We start from the raw sequence: 23434 nt of genomic DNA on the forward strand, positions 1-23434 counted from the left end.
AAATTAATGTTTAGTTTGATTTGAAATAACCTTTCATAATTCCTCTATGAGAATTCTTTATAAACTGAAGAATTTCATCACGCTCTGGAGTTGCTTCCATTTCAGCTTCAATAATTTGAGAGGCTTGAGAGTTATTATAGTGTTTTTGATAAAGGATACGGTAAATATCCTGAATTTCTCTAATTTTTTCTGTGGTAAATCCACGACGTCTTAAACCTACAGAATTTATCCCTACATAAGAAATAGGCTCTCGACCGGCCTTAACATAAGGAGGTACATCTTTACGTACTAAAGTACCACCGGTTACAAACGCATGGTTTCCAACTGAACAAAATTGATGTACAGCGGTCATCCCAGCTAATACAACATTATCTCCAACATTAATATGTCCGGCTAGTGTACTGTTATTTGAAAAAATACAATTATCGCCAACAATACAGTCATGAGCAATATGACAATAAGCCATAATAAGACAATTGTTACCAATTACAGTCTTCATTCTGTCTGAAGTACCACGGTTAATAGTAACGCACTCACGTATGGTAACATTATCGCCAATAATGGTTAATGTATCTTCATCATTGTATTTTAAATCTTGTGGCACTCCTGATATTACTGCACCTGGAAAAATATTACAATTTTTCCCAATTCTTGCACCTTCCATAATAGTGACATTACTTCCAATCCAAGTACCTTCTCCAATTACAACATTGTTGCTTATGGTTACAAAAGGTTCGATAACCACATTTTTGGCTATTTTTGCGCCTGGATGTATATATGCTAAGGGTTGATTCATTTATTACTTTTTTAAGTACTTCTTTTAACGAAGATAAGGTTTTATTTCACTTTAGAAATTTGAGCCATTAATTCTGCTTCTGCACAAAGTTTTCCATTGGCATAAGCGTAACCTTGCATATGACAAATACCTCTTCTGATAGGCGTAATTAAATCACATTTAAATATTAAAGTATCTCCAGGAACTACTTTTTGTTTAAATTTCACCTTATCTATTTTCATGAAAAATGTCAAGTAATTTTCTGGGTCTGGTACTGTATTTAAGACTAAAATACCTCCAGTTTGCGCCATAGCTTCAACGATTAAAACACCTGGCATTACTGGAGAACCTGGGAAATGACCTTTAAAAAACTCCTCATTCATGGTTACGTTTTTTAGACCAATTACTCCAGATTCTGTTAACTCAAATATTTTATCAATTAATAAAAATGGTTGTCTGTGCGGTAACATTTCCATAATCTGATTCACATCCATAAGAGGTGGCTGATTAATGTCTATGTTAGGAACAAAATTACGTCTATCGTTTTTTATTAATTTAGATAATTTTTTTGCAAATTGTGTGTTAACAAAATGTCCTGGTTTATTTGCAATAACTTTACCTCTTAAACGAATACCCGTTAAAGCTAAATCTCCAATAACATCCAGTAGTTTATGTCTAGCAGCTTCGTTAGGGTGATGTAAAGTTAAATTATCTAAAATTCCATTAGACTTTACTGCGATATTATCTTTACCAAAAGCTTTTTTAAGCTTAGACATAGTACTTTCAGACAATTCTTTATCCACATATACTATGGCGTTATTTAAATCGCCTCCTTTTATTAAACCATGTTCTAGCAATGCCTCTAATTCATGTAAAAAACTAAATGTTCTAGAATCAGAAATTTCAGTTTTAAAATCGGACATTGTGTTTAGTGTCGCGTTTTGAGTCCCAAGTACTTTAGTCCCAAAATCTACCATAGTGGTTACCTGGTATTCCTTAGCTGGCATTATTAAAATTTCACTACCAGTTTCATCATCAACATAAGATATAACATCTGTTATAACATACTCTTCTCTACAATCGTCTTGTATTTCAATTTCTGCCTTTTCTAAAGCTTCAATAAAATATTTTGAAGAACCATCAAGAATTGGTGGCTCTGCTGCATTTAATTCAATAGTGATATTATCGATATCCAAACCAACACAAGCTGCTAAAACATGCTCGCAAGTCTGAATAATAACACCATTTTTTTCTAAACAAGTTCCTCGCTGAGTATTTGTAACATAATTGGCATCTGCAGCAATTTCTGGGTGACCTTCTAAATCGATTCTTTTAAAAGTATATCCTGAATTTGCTGGAGCAGGTTTGAAAGTTAGGGTAACATCCTGACCTGTATGTAATCCAACACCATTAAGCGATACTTCTTGCTTAATAGTTTGTTGTTTCTGTTCGGTTTTAACTATTCCCATTTATTTTTTTATCTAATTGATTGATTGTTTTTACTAATTTAGGTAAGTTTTTAAAGTATACGTAAGATTTATTAAAGTCTCCATAATTTAAAGCGGGAGAACCTTGAATAACTTCATTATCTTTTATATTACGACCAATGCCAGATTGTGCTTGTATTTTTACATTATTTCCAATTTTTAAATGACCAGCAATACCAACCTGACCTCCAATTTGGCAATTTTCTCCTACTTTAGTCGATCCTGCAATTCCTGTTTGAGCAGCAATAACAGTATTTCTACCTATTTCTACATTATGAGCAATTTGGATATGATTATCCAATTTTACGCCTTTTCTAATAACAGTAGACCCTAAAGTTGCTCTATCGATTGTTGAATTAGCACCAACATCAACATGATCTTCTAATATCACATTACCAATTTGTGGCACCTTTTCATATTCTCCATTTTCATTTGGTGCAAAACCGAAACCATCTGCTCCAATAATAACACCAGAATTAACAACACAGTGTTCTCCAATAATACAATCAAAATATATTTTTGAACCTGGATGAATAACAGTATGGTCAGAAATTACAACATTATCACCTATATAACAATTAGGAAATATTTTAACATCATTACCTATTTTAACATCATTTCCTATATAGGTAAATGCTCCAATATAGATATTTTCGCCATAAGTTGCAGAGTCTGATATAAAATGAGGTGTTTCAATTCCTGTTTTATTTTGTCTTATTTGATTATAATAATTTAAAAGTGTTGAAAATGCTTTGTAGGCATCGTCAACTTTTATTAAAGTGGCACTTATATGTTGATCTGGCACAAAGCTTTTATTAACTATAATTATAGAAGCTTTTGAGGTATAAATAAAAGGAGTGTATTTCGGATTTGCCAAAAATGTCAACGATTCCGGACTACCTTCTTCAATTTTAGATAATTTAGAAACCTCAGTTTCAGGATTACCTGCTACTTCACCATTTAATATACCGGCGATTTGTTCTGCTGTAAATTTCATTAATCACAAAAATATAAAAAAAAGTTACAATTGCTCTTTAGGATAACAGATATAATATTTTGTTACCGGTTTTGAGAGTGCTTTTAAATTCAATTGGTCTGAAGCCTTAACAATATCTTCGGTTTTACCAGTTTTATACAAAATTGAAATATTTTGTTTTTTTTCGTGATACGCTTGGTTACTCACCTGACCTGTAAACACAAAAAAAGCCGCTTCTTCTTTAGAAACATTATGTTTTTTTATTAATTTATTTAAATGTTTTTCAAATAATTCCTTTTTAATAGGTTTCTTTTTCAGTTTGATTTTAAGTAAGTTTCTATTTATAATCATTTGACACAAATTACTCAAGACAAAATCTGAATGATGCTGCCATTCTTTTAATGCCGAAATAATATCATAGTCATCCAACTGAGCAAAATAGGACAATGCAGTATCATTAAAATTATCTAAACTAATTTCATTATTTAGAAAATAACTTAGTGGCTTACTAGCATTTAACTGCTCTCCTACTTTACTAAGCTGTTTTGCTCTTTTTAAAACCCTTATAATTAACTGTTCTGCAACCAGACTAGTTTTATGTAAATAAACCTGCCAGTACATTAAACGACGAGCCAATAAGAATTTTTCTAAACTGTAAATGCCTTTATACTCTATAACCAGATTGTCGTTTTTAACATTCATCATCGTTATAAGTCTTTCACTATTAATATTTCCTTCAGAAACACCTGTATAAAAACTATCACGCTTTAAATAATCGGCTCTATCCATATCAAATTGACTAGAAATAAGCTCGCATAAAAACTTTCGAGGATATTCCTGCTTAAAAATAGAGATGGCTAAAGTTAAAGTTTGGTTAAATTCATTATTTAAATGCTCCATAAATAAGAGCGAAATTTGCTCATGAGAAATACCATTTACAATACTATGTTCCATTGCGTGACTAAATGGTCCATGTCCTATATCATGTAATAATATGGCTATATATAATGCATTTTCTTCATCTTCGCTAATGCTAACTCCTTTAAAACGAAGTACATTCACGGCTTTTTGCATTAAATGCATACAACCTATGGCATGATGAAATCTGGTATGATGTGCTCCAGGATACACCAAATAAGATAAACCCATTTGAGAAATTCTGCGGAGTCTTTGAAAATATTTATGTGCAATTAAATCGAATATGGTCGAATTTGGTATAGTAATAAAACCGTAAATTGGGTCGTTAAATATTTTAAGTTTGTTACTTGTTTGCAAACGTCTAGAATTAATTAAAAATTTAAACAAATATAATGAACAATATACATATTCTTTGGGTTGATGATGAAATCGATTTACTTAAGCCACATATTTTATTTTTAGAGAAAAAAAATTATAAAGTAACCACATGTACAAGTGGCTCTGAAGCTATAGAATTAGTTGATGAAGATAATTTTGATATTGTTTTTTTAGATGAAAATATGCCTGGTTTAACAGGTTTAGAAACCCTAAATGAGATTAAAGAAAAGCATAGCGATGTCCCTGTGGTGATGATTACCAAAAGTGAAGAAGAATATATTATGGAAGAAGCTATTGGTAACAAAATAGCCGATTACTTAATTAAACCTGTAAATCCAAATCAGATTTTACTAAGTCTAAAGAAAAATCTGGACCATTCTCGACTGGTTTCTGAACGAACCACCATTAATTATCAGCAAGAGTTTAGAAAAATTGCAATGGACTTGTCTATGGTAAATTCCTATGATGAATGGATTGCATTATACCAAAAACTTATTTACTGGGAATTACAATTGGAAGATATTGAAGATGCCAGTATGGTTGAAATTCTTGAGTCTCAAAAAGTAGAAGCCAATATCCAATTTGGTAAATTTATAGATAAAAATTATCCAGACTGGTTTACACCAAACACAGATGCTCCGTTGTTATCTCATGTTTTATTTAAAGAAAAAGTTGCACCTTTATTAAGTAAAGAACAACCAACATTAATGGTCGTTATAGACAATTTACGTTACGACCAATGGAAAGCTTTTGAGCCTATTGTAGCTAATCATTACAAAAAAACAGAAGAACAGCCATTTTTTAGTATTCTCCCAACAGCAACACAATATGCCAGAAACGCGATATTTTCTGGACTTATGCCAAGCGATATGGAGAAACTTCATCCAGAATTCTGGAAAAATGATACCGATGAAGGTGGAAAAAACTTACATGAAGAAGATTTCTTACGCGCACAATTAAAGCGATTAGGTTTGAGTAATTTAACCACAGAATATTATAAAATCACTAACCTTAAGTCTGGTAAAAAATTAGCTGAAAATTTTAATGGTTTAAAAAACAACGACTTAACTGTTGTGGTTTATAATTTCGTAGATATGCTTTCGCATTCTAAAACCGATATGGATGTGGTTAAAGAATTGGCTTCTAACGATAAAGCGTATCGTTCTTTAACACAAAGCTGGTTTAAAAACTCTCCATTGTTAGAAATGATACAGCAAGCGCAACAAATGGGGTTTAAATTAATTTTAACTACAGATCATGGGACTATAAATGTTAAAAATCCTAGTAAAGTTATTGGCGACCGTGATACCAGTTTAAATTTAAGATATAAAACCGGACGTAGTTTAAGTTATGAAGATAAAGATGTCTTAGTGGCAAAAGATCCAAAAACCATACATTTACCTTCTATAAACATGAGTAGTTCGTTTATATTTGCGAAAAGTGATTTGTTTTTTGCTTATCCAAATAATTACAATCACTATGTAAGTTATTTTAGAAACACCTATCAACATGGTGGAGTTTCATTAGAAGAAATGATTATTCCTTTTGTTGTTTTAGAACCAAAATAAAGTGGAAATAGTATATAACCTGAAACAAATTGATAAAGCAGTAAATTTTGTTTTAGAACAGGCAAAGTTTAAAACGCTCATTTTTAAAGCAGAAATGGGTACCGGTAAAACTACTTTAATCAAACAACTAGTTAAAGCTTTAGGTTGTGAAGATGAAGTAAGTAGTCCTACATTTTCAATTGTTAATGAATATGAAGGTCTTACCTCTACAATATATCATTTTGATTTATATCGAATAGAAGAAGAAACCGAACTTTATGATTTTGGTATTGAAACCTATTTAGATTCTGATGCCTATATATTTGTAGAATGGCCCGAATTACTAGAGCCTTTGTTAGATAACTACACTGAAGTTTCAATTTACACCAATGAAAATCAAGATAGAGTTTTACAATTGAAAAATTCTAATTAAATTATACCATAAAATCTTTAGATAAATAAAACCACCACTATGTCTCAACCAAAAACCCCTTTCTCTAAAGCGCAACTTATGCCGCAAGAGGAAACCTTAGAAATTTCAAGGAAGAAAAGTGATTTGTTTATTGGAATTCCTAAAGAAAACTCTTTTCAGGAAAAACGGGTATGTTTAACGCCAGATGCAGTTTCTGCTCTGGTTAATAATGGACATAGGGTTTTAATAGAATCTGGTGCGGGACTTGGTGCTAAATTTAGCGATCGTAACTACAGTGAAGCAGGTGCGGAAATTACTAACGATACCGCTAAAGTTTATGGTTGCCCAATGATTTTAAAAGTAGAGCCGCCAACTTTAGAAGAATTAGAGTTAATTAAACCTCAAACTATTTTAATTTCGGCTTTACAAATCAAAATGCAAAGCAAAGCGTATTTTGAAGTTATTACAAAAAAGAAAATAACAGCACTAGCGTTTGAGTACATTAAAGATCAGGAAGGTACTTATCCAGCGGTTAGAGCGTTAAGTGAAATTGCAGGAACAGCATCGGTTTTAATAGCTTCGGAATTACTAAGCAGTTCTAGTGAAGGTAACGGACTTTTATTTGGTAATATTAGTGGTGTTCCACCTTTAGAAGTTGTTATTATTGGCGCAGGAACTGTAGGAGAATTTGCCGCCAGAAGTGCTCTGGGTTTAGGCGCAAGTATTAAAGTATTTGATAGCTCTATAACTAAGCTACGTTGTATTCAGTCTAATTTAAGTCAAACCTTTTACACTTCTACTTTGCAACCTAAATATTTAAGCAAAGCCTTAAAACGCTGTGATGTGTTAATTGGTGCTGTACGTGGCAAAGACCGCTCTCCTATTCTAGTGACAGAAGATATGGTTGAAAGTATGAAAAACGGTTCGGTTATTATTGATGTAAGTATCGATATGGGTGGCTGTATAGAAACCAGTGAAATTACGAGTCATAAAAGACCATTTTTTACAAAGCATGGTGTGATACACTATTGTGTACCAAATATTCCAGCAAGATATTCCAGAACAGCATCTGCAGCAATAAGTAACATATTTACGCCTTATTTATTAAATATTGCAGATAATGGTGGAGTTGAACAAGCCATGAGATATGACCACGGTTTAAGACATGGTTTGTATGCCTATAAAGGTATTTTAACCAATGCGTCTGTTGGGGAATGGTTTGGTCTTAATTATAGTGATATAAACTTATTATTGTTTTAAATTTGCCCACTAAAACCAAATTATGGATTTATTAAAACGTTTTGGCTACTATTTTGGCGGATTTGCAATAGGTTTAGTATTGCTAGCCTTCTTTTTAAACGGAAAAAAAGCATCTTGCGATTACAGCCCAGATGCTCGTGTGATTAAAAATATAAGATTAAAACCTTTAACTTATTCGGAAAGTTCAACAGAAGAAACTAGACGATTACAATTAGATAGTGCTAAAATAGACCTACTTATAAAAAAAGCAGATATTAATTTTTCTAAAAGTGAAGCGAGAAAAAAACCTTGCGCTATTTATGTATTAGAATCTTCATTAGATAAAAATGACTACTTACTTACTATTGAAAATTGTAATGCTAAAGCAACCTTGTTAAAAGCAGAGTTAGAAGATTAAATCTTCTTAACTCGAACTGCATTTAAACCTTTAGCTCCTTTTTCAAGTTCAAAAGACACTTTGTCGTTCTCAACAATAGTATCAATTAATCCAGAAACGTGACAGAAGTATTTTTCGTTGTTCTCTGTATCAATAATAAACCCGAATCCTTTAGAAGAATCAAAGAAAGATACTTTTCCTTCTCTTACTGGATCTTCAGCTTCACCTTCTTCTTTTTTAGGAACTCCTAAAACTATATTGTCGGCTTCAACTTTTATTTTATCTTCTGGGTTTGGAGGCGTATCTACTAAGTTTCCATTGTAGTCTACATATGCAAATTGAATTCCTTGTGGGTTTTCAGCCGCTTCTGCCTTACGTGCATTTTTTTTCTTAATCTTGTCTTCGCGTTTTTTTAAACGCTTTTTTTCTTTTTCTAATTTGTTAAAGGTCTGTTGCGACTTTGCCATTATTTATTTTATATATGATTTAAGTTATTAATTTGAAAGCTTTTTGCTTTCTTGAAGTCGTGTAAAGATAATTAAAACTTTACAATATTTTATTTTTCACTCAATTTTAGTTGTCCATCTTCTTTTAAGAGAATAATAGTTGCTTTTACACCAGTAGCTAAATTCCATTGATTTGAAGAAATAACTACACCATTTTCGTCTAAAATTCTAAATTCTGCAGTATTTGGTCCAGAAGTTCCTTGATTTAATGCGTAAAAATCTATTTTATTAATACCATCTTCTAAAACTAGGTTTAAACCATTTACCTGACTAGTTAACGTAACTCTATTTACCGCTATTTCTTCATTTACATATACTCGAATCATATCTCCATCTGGATATTGATGATCTCGGTAGATGATATTAACTATTTTAGCAGTTGTTTTAAACTGACCAAGAAACTGGTTAACGGTACTTCCATTATTTTTACGTTCTCTATCTTCTTCAAATTTTAGAGCATTTTTTAATTTTCCTGTAAATTGTTCCGCAGGATTCTTATAATTCTCCTTATCAAACATAGTAAACTCTTTCACCTTTTTTTCTACCGATGGTTTGGTTATTGGTTCTAAAGTTTCATTTTCAGCCGCTTCATCAGGATTAATACTGTTTTTATCATCTGGTTTAAAATTGGCTTTATTATCTGCTTTTGGGTCTTCAGTGTCTTCCGCAGGGATAGCAAAAGAGTTATCTCTGCTATCAATTTGAGCGTTTGAAATTGTAAAAACACTAAAGCAAATAAGGAAAATAAGGTACTTCATGAATGATACTTATATTAAACATATTAGGTAAATCAAAAACCATACCTAATAAACAGATAAAGCGAAAGTTAAGAAACTTTCGCTTTAAAATTAAATAGTTATAAAAATATTAAGACTTAATAAGCCACGAGTTGAAGAAGTTCATCTTCAAAACGACCTTTAGCCAAATATTGCTCTTCCAATTGATTAATAAAAGGGATTGGTGTGTCTAAACTTGCCACACGCTTAACTGGTGCGTCCAAATGCTCAAAACATTCTTCCATAATTAATGCAGAAATATCACTTGCAATACCACCAAATAAAGAATCCTCTTGCAAAATTATTGCTTTACCTGTTTTTTTAACAGAAGCATAAATAGAGTCTGTATCTAAAGGTTGAAGTGAGCGTAAATCGATTAAATCTGCAGAAATTTCTGGGTGCTTTTCTAAAACTTCTATAGCCCAGTGCACTCCTGCTCCATAGGTAATAATGGAAATAGTTTCTCCGGTTTTTAAAGTAGCCGCTTCTCCAAATGGGATGGTAAAATAATTAGATGGAACGTCCTGACGAATACTTCTGTATAACGCTTTATGCTCAAAAAACAACACCGGATTTGGATCGTTAATTGCAGTTGCCAAAAGACCTTTAGCATCTTTAGGAAATGCAGGGTAAACCACTTTTAATCCTGGTGTTTTTGTAAACCAGGCTTCGTTGGTTTGGCTATGAAATGGACCAGCTGCAACTCCTGCTCCACATGGCATTCTTAAAACCACATCGGCATTCTGGTTCCAGCGGTAATGGGATTTTGCCAAATAATTAACAACAGGATTAAAACCAGACGTCACAAAATCGGCAAATTGAAGCTCTACCACACTTTTAATACCACAAATGGATAAACCCATTGCGGTTTCTATAATAGCCGACTCGCAAATTGGTGTGTTTCTTACGCGATCTTTACCAAATTGGTCTACAAAACCGTCTGTAATTTTAAAAACACCTCCATATTCTGCAACATCTTGTCCCATGATGACTAAATCATCATGTTTTTCCATGCTTTGTTTTAAACCTTCCGAAATGGCATCAATTAAACGTAATTCTTCTGTGTCACTTTCTGCATCAAATGCCTCATATTCAAAAGGTTTGTAGACATCATTTAATTCATTTTCAACAGATGGTGTAATTACTTCTTCAGCATATGCGATATCTAAATGCTCATTAATTTCAGCTTTAAATTCTTCTTTAATTAAATCGTCTATACCATCTGTTAATATTTTTTCAGCAATTAAATAGCGTTTAAAGTTTTCTATAGGATCTTTTTTCTCCCATTGGTCCATAAGGTCTTGCGGAACATATTTTGTACCACTCGCCTCTTCATGTCCACGCATTCTAAAGGTTTTAAATTCTATTAAAACAGGACGAGTGTTCTGTCTTAAATCTTTAGCAATAGCATCTAACTTGGTAAATACTTCAATAATATTATTCCCATCAATAATATGAGATTCCATACCATAACCCTTAGCACGATCGGCTAAATGCTCACAATTATACTGTTCATTAGTAGGTGTCGATAACCCATAACCATTGTTTTCAATACAGAAAATAACAGGCAAACTCCAAACCGATGCTACGTTTAAGGCTTCATGAATATCACCTTCACTGGTTCCACCTTCTCCTGTAAATACCGCGGTAACCTGGTTTAAATTTTTAAGTTTGCTAGCTAAAGCAATTCCATCGGCTACTCCAAATTGAGGACCTAAGTGCGAAATCATCCCAACGATATTAAACTCTTGAGTACCAAAGTGAAAACTACGGTCTCTACCTTTTGTAAATCCGTTTGCTTTACCCTGCCATTGTGAGAATAAGCGATGTAAAGGAATTTTTCGAGTAGTAAAAACACCTAAATTTCTATGCATTGGTAAAATATACTCATCGCTATGTAAAGCTAAGGTAACACCAACAGAAATTGCTTCCTGCCCAATGCCAGAAAACCATTTACTTACTTTTCCTTGTCGTAATAAAATAAGCATCTTTTCCTCTATTAATCGAGGCTTTAGCATGCTTTTGTAGAGATTTAATAGTACATCAGAAGTTAACTCTGTCTTATTGTACGTAATTGCATTATAATCCAAAAGAATGTGTTTTAATTTAACAAATCAAATATATAATATTAAATGGCATAATTCATTTAATTAGGGCGTCATCTTATTATAAATTTTCAATCGTTTTCGTTACATTTGTAGTATAGACTGTAATTTTAAGACATATGAATCATATCCCAAGTGTTAATTTAAAGGATTTTATATCTAACGACCCCGTAAAAAAGCAACAATTTGTTGATCAAATTGGTAAAGCCTATGAAGAAATTGGTTTTGTGGCGTTAAAAGGCCATTTTTTAGACGATCAATTAGTTGATAACCTTTATAATGAAATAAAGAATTTTTTCGAACTGCCTCTTGAAACCAAACATAAATACGAAATTGAAGGTATTGGTGGACAACGTGGCTATGTGTCTTTTGGTAAAGAAAGTGCCAAAGGTAAAAAGGAAGGCGATTTAAAAGAATTTTGGCATTTTGGACAATATGTGGATGATAATCCAGCTTTAGCTGAAGAATACCCAGATAATGTTGAAGTAAAAGAATTACCAGAATTTAATAAAGTTGGTAAGGAAGCTTACCAAATGTTGGAAAAAACTGCTAAATACGTGTTACGTGCTTTAGCTTTATATTTAGATTTAGAAGAAACGTATTTTGATAATTATATCCATAATGGTAATTCTATATTAAGACCAATTCATTATCCACCAATTACGCAGGAGCCAAAAGATGCGGTTCGTGCTGCAGCTCATGGAGATATTAACTTGATTACCCTACTTATGGGTGCCCAAGGTAAAGGTTTACAGGTTCAAAACCACAAAGGTGAATGGATTGATGCCATAGCAGAACCTGATGAATTAATGATTAATGTGGGCGATATGTTGTCACGTCACACCAACAACAAGTTAAAATCTACTATACATCGTGTGGTGAATCCGCCAAAAGAATCTTGGGGCACTTCGCGTTATTCTATCCCTTTCTTTATGCATCCTGTAAGTGAAATGAAACTGGATGTGTTAGATAATTGTATTAGTGAAACAAACCCAAAACAATTTGAAGATATTACTGCTGGTGAATTTTTAAATGAGCGTTTAAGAGAATTAGGGTTAATTAAGTAGTAATCAGTCCTCAGTAGGCAGTCTTCAGTAAGCAGTTGTTTGTTGGCTATAGAAGGTTTAGACTAATAATTATTATATTTTGTAATACCGAATATTAAGTACTGAGGACTGTAGACTGAGAACTGAATACTAAAAATAAAAGATGGATTTAAAAGATCAACTAAAAAACTTGTTTCCTGAACATGAAGAAACTCCTGAAATAAAGGAAGAAGCTTCAAACATTTGGTTACAAGACGATCCTTTACTTTGTAAGTACGAAAAGCGAAAAGGAAAACCTATCACTATTATAGATGGTTATACTGGCGCTACAAGCGATTTTAAAACATTAGCCAAAGAAATTAAGCAAACTTTAAGTGTTGGTGGTAGTTTTAAAGACGATAAAATTATCATTCAAGGCGATTACAGAGATAAAATTATGGAGATACTAAAAGATAAAGGTTTTAATGTTAAACGAGTTGGAGGCTAATTGACTTCTAATACCTTACATATTACTAACGGTTCTGTTTTAACTGAACGTTTAAAAGTGCTCCAGTTTTCTGGAGTTTTTTTAACTTGGCACGAAATGCTTTGTGAAGGTCCTACAGATTTACTTGTAGATACCGATGCGTTTATTGAAAAAAGAGAACAATTTCTTAGTTCCTATTACAATTTGGAGTATAAGCGAAATGAATTTAAGTCTGAAATAGATAAACTAAATCATTTAGACGATTATGATGAAATCGTACTTTGGTTTGAATATGATTTGTTTTGCCATATTAACCTTATTGCTATTATATATCAGCTATTAGCTAAAAATAATACTACTCCAGTGTCTTTAGTTTGTAGCGGAAGAGTTGAAAATGAAAAAGGATTAAAAGCTATAGGAGAATTAAAGTCGTTTCAATTAAAAAATCATTATAAAAATCGTGTTATTTTATATGATTCAGACTTAGAATTGGCCAAAACCTGTTGGGAAATTTATAATTCTAAAGATCATAACAAATTCAAGCCATTAATTGTTACATCTTCCAGTTTTGAATATTTAACTAATTGTTTAAAAGCACACTTACGTCGTTTTCCAGACTCCAGAAGTGGTTTGAGTACTTTGGAGTTTAATATTATTAAACTGGTAAAAAACAATAATATTAAAAGTTTACATCATTTATTAGGTTATGCATTGCATTATCAAGGATTTTATGGGTTTGGAGATATTCAGTTAAAACGAATTATAGATAAACTTAGTCCTTTTTTCACGATTACAGAAGAACAAGTTACTGTAAATCGTGAAGGAAACTTGGTTTTAAATCATCTTAAAAATGTACATGACCAATTAGAAAATGATTTAATTTTTGGTGCTGTAAATAAATACGACTACTACTTCAATAAAAAAGAAAATAAATTAATAAAAACCGTTTAAATGCCTTTAAAAGAATCCGAATTAATTATTAATCCAGACGGAAGTATTTACCATTTAAATTTAAAACCCTCTGAGGTTGCAAATTCGATTATAACTGTAGGAGATCCGGATCGTGTAGCATCTGTATCTCAATACTTTGATACTATTGAGGTTAAAAAACAGAAACGTGAATTTTGCACTCACACAGGAATCTATAAAGGAAAGCGTATTACCGTAATTTCTACCGGAATTGGTACAGATAATATAGATATTGTCTTTAATGAACTAGATGCCTTAGTAAATATCGACTTTAAAACAAGAGAAATTAAAACAGATATAACGGCTTTAGATATTATTAGAATTGGGACTTCTGGAGCTATTCAAGCAAATATTCCAATTAATTCTTTTTTAATTAGTGAATTAGCAGTCGGTTTTGACAGTTTACTTCATTTTTATGATAGTGAATCAATTCAACATCAAGAAATTTCTCAGGCTATAATTGAGCAGACGAATTGGTTCGAAAAAAAATCTGAGCCTTATGTTGTGAAAGGTTCAAAAGAACTGATAGACCAATTCTCATCTTCAAAAACAGTGAGTGGTTTTACAGCAACTAATGTTGGATTTTATGGCCCTCAAGGACGTATTTTAAGATTAAAAACTCAAGACGATGAGTTAAATGATAAGCTTTCTGCTTTTGAGTTTAATGAGCTTAAAATAACAAATCTTGAGATGGAAACTGCAGGAATTTATGGCTTATCGAAATTATTAGGGCACAATGCATTATCTTTGAATGCAATTTTAGCAAATCGTTCTACGGGAGAATTTAGCGATAATCCGTCAGAAATAGTAGATCAATTAATTAGATATACTTTAGATAAGTTAGTTTAGAGAGATTTTATGAATTTAGTAAATATTGGCGGTGTCCCAGAACATTTTAATTTAGCCTGGTATTTAGGTTTAAAAAATGGCGATTTTAAAGCCGAAAATATAAATTTACGTTGGCACGATTATTTTGGTGGTACTGGCGAAATGTGTAAAGGTTTGCGTAATGGCGATATTGATATGGCTGTGATTTTAACCGAAGGTATAGTTAAAGATATTATTGCAGGAAACCCATCCAAAATTGTACAAGTGTTTGTGAAATCGCCTTTAAACTGGGGTATTCACGTGGCTAATCATTCCAAATTTAAAACTATAGATGATATTAAAGGAACTCGTGCTGCCATTAGCAGATATGGTTCCGGATCTCATTTAATGTCTTATGTAAATGCTGAAAATAATAATTGGGATCTTGAAAAAGATTTAAAATTTGAAGTCATTAAAAATCTAGAAGGTGCGGTTGAAGGTCTCACCGAAGACAAAGCCGATTATTTCATGTGGGAAAAATTCACCACAAAACCTTTAGTAGATAATGGCACGTTTAGACGTATAGGAAACCTACCTTCTCCTTGGCCTTGTTTTGTTATTGCTGTGCGTGAAGAGTTTTTAAAAACAAATTTAGAAGATGTTAAGACGATTCTAAATATTGTAAATACGACTACCGAAGAATTTAAAGATATCCCAAGTATTGACCGCATGATTGCTAACCGTTACGAACAGGAGATTGAAGATGTCCAAGAATGGTTAAGTTTAACCGAATGGTCACAAAAAAATATTACTAAAGAAACCATTACTAAAGTTCAAAACGAATTATTTGCCTTAAACATTATTCCTGAAAAATGGGATTATGAAAATTTGGTGTTTGAATTATAGTACAAATTTTATTAGTAGGTATTCTCATTATATTAAACTAACATTGTTTAGTATATGATTTAAAACATTAAAAAGGATTTCATATTCCAATATGTTACCCCGATATAAAAATTAGATTGAATAAGCAGAATTAATTTAATTAAAAAAAAATGACATTGAAAGCCAACCATTATTTGTTAACTTTTTTGTTTACTGTAATAACTATATTTTATGCAAAAAGCCAGATTGCAATTTCTAATACTTCTGAGCTTGCAAAAATAAAAGGAGGAACAACCTACATTGCCATGAAAGATCCAAGTACTGAAAAGGCAAAAAAGTTTATAGAAGTATTTAAGAATAATTGGACAATCTCAAAATTTGAATTCATTAAATATTCTGAAATTGAAGATTACCTATCTCCAAATAGTTCATTCTTAACAATAGGTGGTTATGAAACAAATGTTCAATTTATCAAACTATATCAAAACGGTAGGTCAAAAAATGGTATAAACTACTCTAACACACATTTATATCTTGAATTATGGACATGCGCTGACAATTACTTTGAAAACAAAAAAGATAAAAAATCTTTTGAAAATAAAGATAAAATTCAAGTAGCAAGAATAGAGCTTTTTACTGATTTTGAAACCCTTGCCGACCCTGATAAAATTTTCCAATCAGACTACGATGGAGACGGTCATATTCGCAATTGGAGACCTGGAATTTTAAAAAATTATCTCCAATCACTAATGAACTATTTAAATAAAAGTAAAAATCGTACATTATTTTCAGAAACAATTAATGAAAAGGAAATTAAAAATCTTAAGAATGAAATTTTATATGTTCCAGAATATGTATTAATGAAATTCAATAAATTCACTGGAGACGAAACAAAAAAACACAATGAAAAAAGTATATTTAAGGACTATAAATTTAAGTACCAATTATTATCTAAAGACGAATTAAGCGAAAAAATTCTCGTAGACAATACTCCATTTTATTACTTAATTTACATCAAAAGCAGCACAGATAAATATATTAATGTTATTAATTCGACAACCGGAGAGATAATATATTCAAAATATTCACCCGTATCATACAACATCAAATCAAAAGATTTAAAAAAACTCCAAAAACAAGTCCAGCAATAGATTAAACTTCTATATTGTTGAAAAATAAAAATTTTAATAGACTAACAAAATATATAATTCATAGCATGCTTGCTTCAATCATGACACCATATACAAAAACCGTAAACCAACCTACCACTTTATTTCATTAAAACCATTAGCTTTTAAAAGCTCATTAGTTTTGCTAAAATGCTTATTACCAAACCAATATCCGCGATTGGCGCTTAATGGTGATGGATGACCAGATTCTAAAATATGGTGTTTTGTTTTATCTATTAACTTCGATTTCTTTTTTGCATATCCGCCCCAAAGTAAAAACACAACATCTTCATTTTTATCACTTATAGTTTTAATCACTTCATCAGTAAAAATTTCCCAACCTTTTTTTTGGTGACTTCCTGCTTCGTGAGCTCTAACGGTTAAGGTTGCGTTTAATAAAAACACACCTTGTTTTGCCCAATGCTCTAAGTTACCAGATTCTGGAACTTCAATTTTTAAATCCTCTTGTAGTTCCTTAAAAATATTTACTAATGATGGCGGAAAAGCCACACCATCATTAATACTAAAACATAACCCGTTGGCCTGATTGTAATTATGATACGGATCCTGCCCTATAATAACCACCTTAACTTCAGGTAACGGACAAGAATCAAACGCATTGAATATTAATTTTGCAGGTGGAAAACAAGTATGACTCGCATATTCTTGCTTTACAAAACCGATAAGTTCTTCAAAATAAGGTTTCTTAAATTCTTCGGCTAAAGCATCTTTCCAGCTCTGTTCAATAGTTACATTCATAAGCATAGTTAAGTATTCCATAAAATTAATATTATCTTTAAGCTTTTAAAACTTTTAAGGCCAAAAACCATAATCGTGTTCTAGATCATTACATTTATGAAACATTTAAAATTTCCATCCGCACAAAGTATTTTACTACTTATTGCTGCTATGGTAACGCTATTAACTTGGGTTATTCCTTCTGGTAAATATAATACCTTAAGTTATGATAAATCGACCCAGACTTTTATTCAAAATAAAGTAGATGGCTCTTTAAGTTTACCAGCAACACAAGCCACTTTAAGTGATTTACAAATAAAAATTCCTTTGCAAAAATTTACTTCTGGAGCAATTTATAAACCTATAAATATTCCAAACACATATACAAAGTTAGAGTCCCAACCACAAGGTTTTTTCGAATTTATAAAAGCTCCTATAAAAGGCATTATTGAGGCTGCAGATATTATTTTTCTGGTTTTAATTTTAGGTGGATTAATTGGTATTATGAATAAAAGTGGCGCATTCGATTCTGGTATAGCCTGGTTAGCAAAAACCTTAAAAGGTTACGAGTTCGTTTTAATTGTAATAGTGACAATTTTAGTAGCTATTGGAGGCACGACATTTGGTCTAGCCGAAGAAACTATTGCCTTCTACCCTATTTTGATTCCTGTGTTTTTAGCTGCAAAATATGATGCTATGGTGGCTTTAGCTTCAATTTATATTGGGTCTTGTGTAGGTACTATGTGCTCTACAGTTAATCCATTTAGTACTATAATAGCCAGTAACGCCGCAGGAATTAATTGGACCACAGGTCTAACAGGTCGTTTAATTATGTTAGGACTAAGTGCTGCTATTTGTATTGCTTATATTTTACGTTATGCAAAACGGGTTAAAAACGACGAACGTAAATCTATTATCTATTCTCAAAAAACCGAAATAGAACAGCGTTTTAAAAGTCTAAACACCACAACTCAGCTATTAAACACCAGACTAAGGCTTATATTACTTGTATTTGCCAGTTGTTTTGTTATTATGATAATAGGTGTTTCTATGCTAGACTGGTGGTTTATAGAAATGACAGCAACGTTTTTAGTAGGAAGTATTCTAATTGGTTTGTTAGCTCGTGTAAAAGAATCTGAGTTTGTAGATACTTTTGTAAAAGGTGCTAGCGATTTGTTAGGTGTTGCTTTAATTATTGGTATTGCTAGAGGGGTTTCTGTAATTATGGAAGATGGATTAATTAGTGATACACTGTTATATTATGCCAGTACAGTTACAGAAGGTGCTAATAAAGGTGTGTTTACTAATGCCATGTTATTAATTTATAGTGGATTATCCTTTTTTATTCCAAGTAGTTCTGGTATGGCAGTATTAACTATGCCTATTATGTCTCCCTTAGCCGATACGGTTGGTATTGGTCGTGAAATAATAGTAAATTGTTATCAATATGGTATGGGTTTATTTGCTTTTATAAATCCAACCGGATTAATTTTAGCTTCTTTAGCTGTAGTAAATGTGGGTTTCGATAAGTGGTTAAAATTTGTAACGCCTTTACTTGTCATTTTATTAGTTTTTACTATGATGGTGTTAACCGTATCTGTTTATCTTTAAGTTATTTTTATGTTTAGTATAATTGGTGCTGGTATTGGAGGTTTAACAACTGCTTTGATGTTTGAAAAATTAAACATTCCTTATCAGTTATACGAAAAGGCAAAACAACCCAACGCTATAGGTGCCGGAATTTGGTTAGCGCCAAATGCTTTAAAAGTATTAGAATTTTGCGGCGTTTTAGATGCTGTTTTTGAAGCTGGAAATGAAGTTGACCGTATTACATTAACCAACGAAAAATTGGAAGCTTTAGCAGATAGTAGCCAGATTCCAGCAAAAAAAAAATACGGATTCACTACAGTTGCAATTCATAGAGCACGACTGCAGCATGTATTAGTCAAAGCTTTACCAAAAGAAAAAATGATCTGGAATAAAGGCTTTTCACACTATACAAAGAATGAATCCGGATTAACTATTCATTTTGAAGATAAAAGCACTCATCATACAGACTTTCTAATTGCTGCAGATGGGATTAACTCCAAAGTAAGACAACAGTTATTTCCGGAAAGTCAAATAAGGTATTCCGGACAAACCTGTTGGCGTGGTGTAAGCCCTAATCCACTTCCTGAAGCATTTAAACATAGAGGTTGCGAACTTTGGGGAAAAGGTATTCGTTTTGGATTTTCCCAGCTTAATGATGCTGAAACCTCCTGGTTTGCTGTTAAAAAAGCTGAAGGTTTTGGTGTGGATGAGCCTCTAACATTAAAAAAAGAACTTTTAGAACTTTATAAAGAGTTTCATGATATACCAAAGGAATTAATTTCAGAAACACCTATTGAAGCCATTTTAAGAAATGATATTACCGACTTAAAACCTTTACAAAATTGGTTTCAAGATAAGGTATTACTTATGGGAGATGCGGCTCACGCCACTACGCCTAATATGGGACAAGGTGGTGCTCAAGCTATAGAAGACGCCTACTATCTTGGGCATTATATTAAAAGTAATCCTGAACATGCATTTAGTGTTTTTCAGAATAAAAGATATAAACGTGTTAATAATATTGTAAAACAGTCTTGGTTTACAGGAAAAATTGCACATTTTAGTACTTTAGCATCACTTAGAAATTTTGTGTTTAAACAATTACCAAAAGCATTAGTAGATAAAAATATGCACTCGGTTTACCAGTTAAAAGATTTATAGTATGATTTTAGAAAAAAAAATACCCTTACGGTATTGGTTTGATATTATAAAATGGGATATGATTATTGTATTCTGTTTTTCTATCATAGTTTATTTATTATCTATTTTCCTGCCTACGTTTAATGTTCCGGTTTCCATAGGTGCTTTTTTAGGAACAGCCATAGCACTCGTATTATCTTTTAAATTAAGTCAGTCTTACGATCGATGGTGGGAGGCTCGCAAAATATGGGGAGCTATTGTAAACGACTCTAGAAGTTTAGTTGTACAAACTAAAAATTTTGCTAAACATATAACACCAGAAGAACTACAAACTATTGCAAATAGACAAATTGCTTGGTGTTTTGTACTTGGACAAAAATTACGAGACTTGGACCATATTAAAACTTTGGAAAAATATCTTCCTAAAGAAAGTACGGATGCCTTAAAGCAGCACAGTAATATTCCGTTGGCATTAATTGATCAACATAGTGCCGATTTTTCAAAACTCTTGGAAGATAAAAAAATTAACGATTTTCAATTCATACAACTCGATGCCACTTTAGTTAGGCTGGTGGAGTCTATGGGTAAAGCAGAACGCATTAAAAACACAGTGTTTCCGAGACATTATCGTTTAGCTTTGCATTTGTTTATCTATATTTTCTTAATTTGTTTGTCTTTTGCTTTAAGTGATTTGTTTAGTTATGTAAAGATTCCTTTACTTATGCTTATATCCTTACCTTTTTTCTTGTTAGAAAAGGTCGCATTTACCATACAAGATCCTTTTGAAAATAAACCTACAGATGTGGCTGTAACTGCAATTGCGCATACTATAAAAGCCAATTTAAAAGATGTCACCGGACAAGAGGATTACGAAGAAAAAGAACATGATGAGGATTGGTTTTATATCATGTAAATTTGCTAAAAAGAATTATAATTTAGAATGATAAACATTCACGAAAAAACGATACAAGATTTAGAATTCCAAACGGTTTTAAATCAGGTTAGTGACCATTGTATTACCACATTAGGAAAAGAAAAAGCTTTTAAAATTCTTCCTTTTAAGGATAAGGACACTTTAATTTATGAGCTTCAACTTACTAACGATTATGTCTCTTCTTTTTATAATGATAATCGTATACCTAACCATGGTTTTGATGCCATTACGAAAGAACTTCAGCTTTTAAAAATTGAAAATACTTATTTAGAGCCATTAAGCTTAAAAAAAATTGTTTCTATTTCATTAACTGCTAATGACTTAGTTACTTTTTTACAAAAATTTAAAGAATATTATCCAACACTGGAGCAATTTAGTAAACGTATAGAAGTTACTAAGCAAATTATAGAACAAATTGACGCTGTTATTAATCGTTTTAATGAAGTCAAAGACGATGCTTCGCCTTTATTACAAGAGTTACGACAGCAAATTAATAAATTAAAAGGTAAGATTAATTCCAGTTTTGCTTCAGCCTTAAACACTTATCACAATTTAGATTATTTAGATGATATTCGTGAGTCTGTCGTAGATAATCGTCGTGTATTGGCAGTAAAAGCTATGTACAGACGTAAAGTTAAAGGCGCCATTATGGGTGGCAGTAAAACAGGAAGTATTGTTTATATTGAACCAGAAACGACGCTTAACCATAGTCGTGAATTAAATAATTTAGAGTACGAAGAGCACGAAGAGGAAATTCGTATTTTAAAAGAATTGACTAATTATCTGCGTTTATTTTTACCGCTAATTAAAAATTATCAGGAATTTTTAACCGATGTGGATGTGATTTCAGCAAAAGCTAAGTATGCTAAATCTATGGACGCTATTTTACCAGAAATCTCATCGGAAAGAGAAATTTATCTGCGAGATGCCTACCATCCGCTACTCTATTTAAACAATAAAGAAAAAGGTGAAACCACTTTTCCACAAACTATTGAATTAAACCAGAATAGTCGTATTATCGTTATTTCCGGACCAAATGCTGGTGGAAAAAGTATCACTTTAAAAACAGTTGGTTTATTACAACTTATGCTGCAGAGCGGATTTCTAATTCCAGTTCATGAACGTAGTAAAGTGACTATTTTTGATAGAATTTTAAGTGATATTGGAGATAACCAATCAATTGAAAATCATCTCTCTACTTATAGTTACCGCTTAAAACAGATGAATTACTTCTTAAGAAAGTGTAATAAAAACACGCTTTTTTTAATAGATGAATTTGGTACAGGTTCCGACCCGGAACTTGGTGGTGCTTTAGCTGAAACCTTTTTAGAAGAATTCTACAGCCGCGATGCTTTTGGTATAATTACTACGCATTACGCCAATTTAAAAATGTTAGCTAGCGAGAAAGATGAAATGATTAATGCTAATATGATGTTTAACGAGAAAACCTTAGAACCTATGTACAAACTGGCATTGGGACAAGCAGGTAGTAGTTTTACATTTGAAGTGGCTCAGAAAAACGGGATACCTTACAGCCTTATTAATCGTGCTAAAAAGAAGATTGAGCGTAGTAAAGTACGTTTTGATGCTACTATAGCAAAACTTCAAAAAGAACGCTCTAAACTGGAGAAAACCGAGCAGTCTTTAAAGCTTAACGAACGTAAAAAACAAAGTGAAGCCGATAAACTGGAAGAAATCAATACTAAAATTCAGAAAAAATTAGAAAGCTATCAGGAATTATACGATTCTAATCAGCGTTTAATTTATTTAGGACAGAAAGTAAATGATGTTGCCGAAAAATTCTTTACCGATAAGAAAAAGCGTGAGCTTATGGCAGAATTGTTTAAACTGGTACAAATAGAAAATTCTAAACGAAAAAAACAAAGCGCTAAACAACGTAAAGCCGAAAAAGCTAAAGAAATTCAAGTTAAAAAAGAGGCTGAGAAAAAAGTTGAAGTGATTCGGGAAAAGAAAAAAGAAGCCAAGAAAAAGCCCGTAGTTGAAGAAAAACCAAAACCAGTTTTGAAATTAAATGATAAAGTAAGAATGCACGACGGTCGAGCGGTTGGAACTATAGATAAAATTGAAAAAAATAAAGCTACCGTTAATTATGGCATGTTTACGTCTAATGTAAATATAGACCAACTGGAGCTTGTGGAACGTGCGAAATAAAA

General features: G+C 32.0%; 22 protein-coding genes. 14 read left to right on the plus strand and 8 right to left on the minus strand.

The window, feature by feature from the left end:
- Positions 1–10: 10 nt before the first annotated feature.
- From lpxA to C7H52_RS08040, 4 genes are read right to left on the minus strand one after another with little or no spacing between them, the layout of a single operon-like run.
- Entirely contained in the window at positions 11–796 is a 786-nt protein-coding gene (lpxA, locus tag C7H52_RS08025) for an acyl-ACP--UDP-N-acetylglucosamine O-acyltransferase (protein ID WP_106463385.1), read from the minus strand.
- A gap of 41 nt (positions 797–837) precedes the next feature.
- Positions 838–2244 (minus strand): bifunctional UDP-3-O-[3-hydroxymyristoyl] N-acetylglucosamine deacetylase/3-hydroxyacyl-ACP dehydratase, encoded by a 1407-nt coding sequence (locus tag C7H52_RS08030; protein ID WP_106463386.1) that lies wholly within the window; start codon positions 2242–2244, stop codon positions 838–840.
- Positions 2231–3259: a UDP-3-O-(3-hydroxymyristoyl)glucosamine N-acyltransferase gene (gene lpxD, locus C7H52_RS08035; protein WP_106463387.1), complete on the minus strand. Its 1029-nt coding sequence runs from the start codon at positions 3257–3259 to the stop codon at positions 2231–2233. Before lpxD ends, C7H52_RS08030 begins: the two co-directional genes overlap by 14 nt.
- Positions 3260–3283: 24 nt before the next feature.
- Positions 3284–4513, minus strand: coding sequence for an HD domain-containing protein (locus tag C7H52_RS08040; RefSeq protein WP_106463388.1), 1230 nt, complete (start codon positions 4511–4513; stop codon positions 3284–3286).
- Between the two features lie 35 nt (positions 4514–4548).
- On the opposite strand from C7H52_RS08040, the gene porX reads away from it, so the two are divergent.
- The 4 genes from porX to C7H52_RS08060 are packed head-to-tail and all read left to right on the plus strand — an operon-like array spanning position 4549 to position 8150.
- Positions 4549–6102, plus strand: a complete 1554-nt coding sequence (gene porX / locus C7H52_RS08045; protein ID WP_106463389.1) for a T9SS response regulator signal transducer PorX — start codon at positions 4549–4551, stop codon at positions 6100–6102.
- Position 6103: 1 nt separating this feature from the next.
- Complete coding sequence (gene tsaE, locus C7H52_RS08050) at positions 6104–6514, plus strand: tRNA (adenosine(37)-N6)-threonylcarbamoyltransferase complex ATPase subunit type 1 TsaE (protein WP_106463390.1); 411 nt, start codon at positions 6104–6106, stop codon at positions 6512–6514.
- A gap of 39 nt (positions 6515–6553) precedes the next feature.
- Positions 6554–7753, plus strand: a complete 1200-nt coding sequence (locus C7H52_RS08055) for an alanine dehydrogenase (RefSeq protein WP_106463391.1) — start codon at positions 6554–6556, stop codon at positions 7751–7753.
- 22 nt (positions 7754–7775) lie between these two features.
- Complete coding sequence (locus C7H52_RS08060; protein WP_106463392.1) at positions 7776–8150, plus strand: hypothetical protein; 375 nt, start codon at positions 7776–7778, stop codon at positions 8148–8150.
- On the opposite strand, the gene C7H52_RS08065 is transcribed toward C7H52_RS08060, so the two are convergent.
- The 3 genes from C7H52_RS08065 to C7H52_RS08075 form a co-directional block, all read right to left on the minus strand.
- On the minus strand, positions 8147–8596 hold the full coding sequence (locus C7H52_RS08065; protein WP_106463393.1) for a cold-shock protein: 450 nt from the start codon (positions 8594–8596) through the stop codon (positions 8147–8149). The two genes, C7H52_RS08060 and C7H52_RS08065, sit on opposite strands and share 4 nt — an antisense overlap.
- An 89-nt stretch (positions 8597–8685) precedes the next feature.
- Positions 8686–9393 (minus strand): hypothetical protein, encoded by a 708-nt coding sequence (locus C7H52_RS08070; protein ID WP_106463394.1) that lies wholly within the window; start codon positions 9391–9393, stop codon positions 8686–8688.
- Positions 9394–9509: 116 nt separating this feature from the next.
- On the minus strand, positions 9510–11429 hold the full coding sequence (locus C7H52_RS08075; RefSeq protein WP_106463914.1) for an alpha-ketoacid dehydrogenase subunit alpha/beta: 1920 nt from the start codon (positions 11427–11429) through the stop codon (positions 9510–9512).
- Between the two features lie 206 nt (positions 11430–11635).
- Between C7H52_RS08075 and C7H52_RS08080 the strand changes: the two genes are divergently transcribed.
- The 6 genes from C7H52_RS08080 (at position 11636) to C7H52_RS08105 (ending at position 16840) form a co-directional block, all read left to right on the plus strand.
- A complete protein-coding gene (locus C7H52_RS08080; RefSeq protein WP_106463395.1) occupies positions 11636–12583 on the plus strand; it encodes an isopenicillin N synthase family dioxygenase in 948 nt (315 codons plus the stop codon).
- Positions 12584–12725: 142 nt separating this feature from the next.
- Complete coding sequence (locus C7H52_RS08085) at positions 12726–13049, plus strand: translation initiation factor (RefSeq protein WP_106463396.1); 324 nt, start codon at positions 12726–12728, stop codon at positions 13047–13049.
- Positions 13050–13979 (plus strand): DUF1835 domain-containing protein, encoded by a 930-nt coding sequence (locus C7H52_RS08090; protein WP_106463397.1) that lies wholly within the window; start codon positions 13050–13052, stop codon positions 13977–13979. It begins immediately after the preceding gene.
- Entirely contained in the window at positions 13980–14846 is an 867-nt protein-coding gene (locus C7H52_RS08095) for a nucleoside phosphorylase (RefSeq protein WP_106463398.1), read from the plus strand.
- 9 nt (positions 14847–14855) lie between these two features.
- Positions 14856–15710, plus strand: coding sequence for a substrate-binding domain-containing protein (locus tag C7H52_RS08100; RefSeq protein WP_106463399.1), 855 nt, complete (start codon positions 14856–14858; stop codon positions 15708–15710).
- Between the two features lie 149 nt (positions 15711–15859).
- Positions 15860–16840, plus strand: a complete 981-nt coding sequence (locus C7H52_RS08105) for a hypothetical protein (RefSeq protein ID WP_106463400.1) — start codon at positions 15860–15862, stop codon at positions 16838–16840.
- Positions 16841–16951: 111 nt separating this feature from the next.
- Here C7H52_RS08105 and ung read toward each other — a convergent pair whose 3' ends face one another.
- Positions 16952–17617, minus strand: coding sequence for a uracil-DNA glycosylase (gene ung / locus C7H52_RS08110; protein WP_106463915.1), 666 nt, complete (start codon positions 17615–17617; stop codon positions 16952–16954).
- 96 nt (positions 17618–17713) lie between these two features.
- Here ung and C7H52_RS08115 point away from each other — a divergent pair, with 96 nt between their 5' ends.
- The 4 genes from C7H52_RS08115 to C7H52_RS08130 are packed head-to-tail and all read left to right on the plus strand — an operon-like array spanning position 17714 to position 23432.
- Positions 17714–19207: a YfcC family protein gene (locus C7H52_RS08115; RefSeq protein WP_106463401.1), complete on the plus strand. Its 1494-nt coding sequence runs from the start codon at positions 17714–17716 to the stop codon at positions 19205–19207.
- Between the two features lie 9 nt (positions 19208–19216).
- Positions 19217–20347, plus strand: a complete 1131-nt coding sequence (locus tag C7H52_RS08120) for an FAD-dependent monooxygenase (protein WP_106463402.1) — start codon at positions 19217–19219, stop codon at positions 20345–20347.
- Position 20348: 1 nt separating this feature from the next.
- The gene (locus tag C7H52_RS08125; protein ID WP_106463403.1) at positions 20349–21239 is read left to right on the plus strand and encodes a bestrophin family protein; all 891 of its coding nucleotides are present in this window, start codon (positions 20349–20351) and stop codon (positions 21237–21239) included.
- A gap of 27 nt (positions 21240–21266) precedes the next feature.
- Positions 21267–23432, plus strand: coding sequence for an endonuclease MutS2 (locus C7H52_RS08130; RefSeq protein WP_106463404.1), 2166 nt, complete (start codon positions 21267–21269; stop codon positions 23430–23432).
- The last annotated feature ends 2 nt before the right edge of the window (positions 23433–23434 follow it).

Origin of the sequence: Aurantibacter aestuarii (assembly GCF_003008425.1) — a bacterium.
Classification (GTDB): domain Bacteria; phylum Bacteroidota; class Bacteroidia; order Flavobacteriales; family Flavobacteriaceae; genus Aurantibacter; species Aurantibacter aestuarii.

What these genes read in the sequence shown, in the direction of transcription:
- C7H52_RS08115 (WP_106463401.1), top strand. Translation starts at nt 17,714, where the DNA reads ATGAAACATTTAAAATTTCCATCCGCACAAAGTATTTTACTACTTATT.
- lpxA (WP_106463385.1), bottom strand. Translation starts at nt 796, where the DNA reads ATGAATCAACCCTTAGCATATATACATCCAGGCGCAAAAATAGCCAAA.
- C7H52_RS08030 (WP_106463386.1), bottom strand. Translation starts at nt 2,244, where the DNA reads ATGGGAATAGTTAAAACCGAACAGAAACAACAAACTATTAAGCAAGAA.
- C7H52_RS08080 (WP_106463395.1), top strand. Translation starts at nt 11,636, where the DNA reads ATGAATCATATCCCAAGTGTTAATTTAAAGGATTTTATATCTAACGAC.
- C7H52_RS08105 (WP_106463400.1), top strand. Translation starts at nt 15,860, where the DNA reads ATGACATTGAAAGCCAACCATTATTTGTTAACTTTTTTGTTTACTGTA.
- C7H52_RS08125 (WP_106463403.1), top strand. Translation starts at nt 20,349, where the DNA reads ATGATTTTAGAAAAAAAAATACCCTTACGGTATTGGTTTGATATTATA.
- ung (WP_106463915.1), bottom strand. Translation starts at nt 17,617, where the DNA reads ATGAATGTAACTATTGAACAGAGCTGGAAAGATGCTTTAGCCGAAGAA.
- C7H52_RS08065 (WP_106463393.1), bottom strand. Translation starts at nt 8,596, where the DNA reads ATGGCAAAGTCGCAACAGACCTTTAACAAATTAGAAAAAGAAAAAAAG.
- C7H52_RS08055 (WP_106463391.1), top strand. Translation starts at nt 6,554, where the DNA reads ATGTCTCAACCAAAAACCCCTTTCTCTAAAGCGCAACTTATGCCGCAA.
- C7H52_RS08120 (WP_106463402.1), top strand. Translation starts at nt 19,217, where the DNA reads ATGTTTAGTATAATTGGTGCTGGTATTGGAGGTTTAACAACTGCTTTG.
- C7H52_RS08085 (WP_106463396.1), top strand. Translation starts at nt 12,726, where the DNA reads ATGGATTTAAAAGATCAACTAAAAAACTTGTTTCCTGAACATGAAGAA.
- C7H52_RS08130 (WP_106463404.1), top strand. Translation starts at nt 21,267, where the DNA reads ATGATAAACATTCACGAAAAAACGATACAAGATTTAGAATTCCAAACG.
- C7H52_RS08075 (WP_106463914.1), bottom strand. Translation starts at nt 11,429, where the DNA reads ATGCTAAAGCCTCGATTAATAGAGGAAAAGATGCTTATTTTATTACGA.
- C7H52_RS08070 (WP_106463394.1), bottom strand. Translation starts at nt 9,393, where the DNA reads ATGAAGTACCTTATTTTCCTTATTTGCTTTAGTGTTTTTACAATTTCA.
- C7H52_RS08095 (WP_106463398.1), top strand. Translation starts at nt 13,980, where the DNA reads ATGCCTTTAAAAGAATCCGAATTAATTATTAATCCAGACGGAAGTATT.
- C7H52_RS08060 (WP_106463392.1), top strand. Translation starts at nt 7,776, where the DNA reads ATGGATTTATTAAAACGTTTTGGCTACTATTTTGGCGGATTTGCAATA.
- C7H52_RS08100 (WP_106463399.1), top strand. Translation starts at nt 14,856, where the DNA reads ATGAATTTAGTAAATATTGGCGGTGTCCCAGAACATTTTAATTTAGCC.
- porX (WP_106463389.1), top strand. Translation starts at nt 4,549, where the DNA reads ATGAACAATATACATATTCTTTGGGTTGATGATGAAATCGATTTACTT.
- lpxD (WP_106463387.1), bottom strand. Translation starts at nt 3,259, where the DNA reads ATGAAATTTACAGCAGAACAAATCGCCGGTATATTAAATGGTGAAGTA.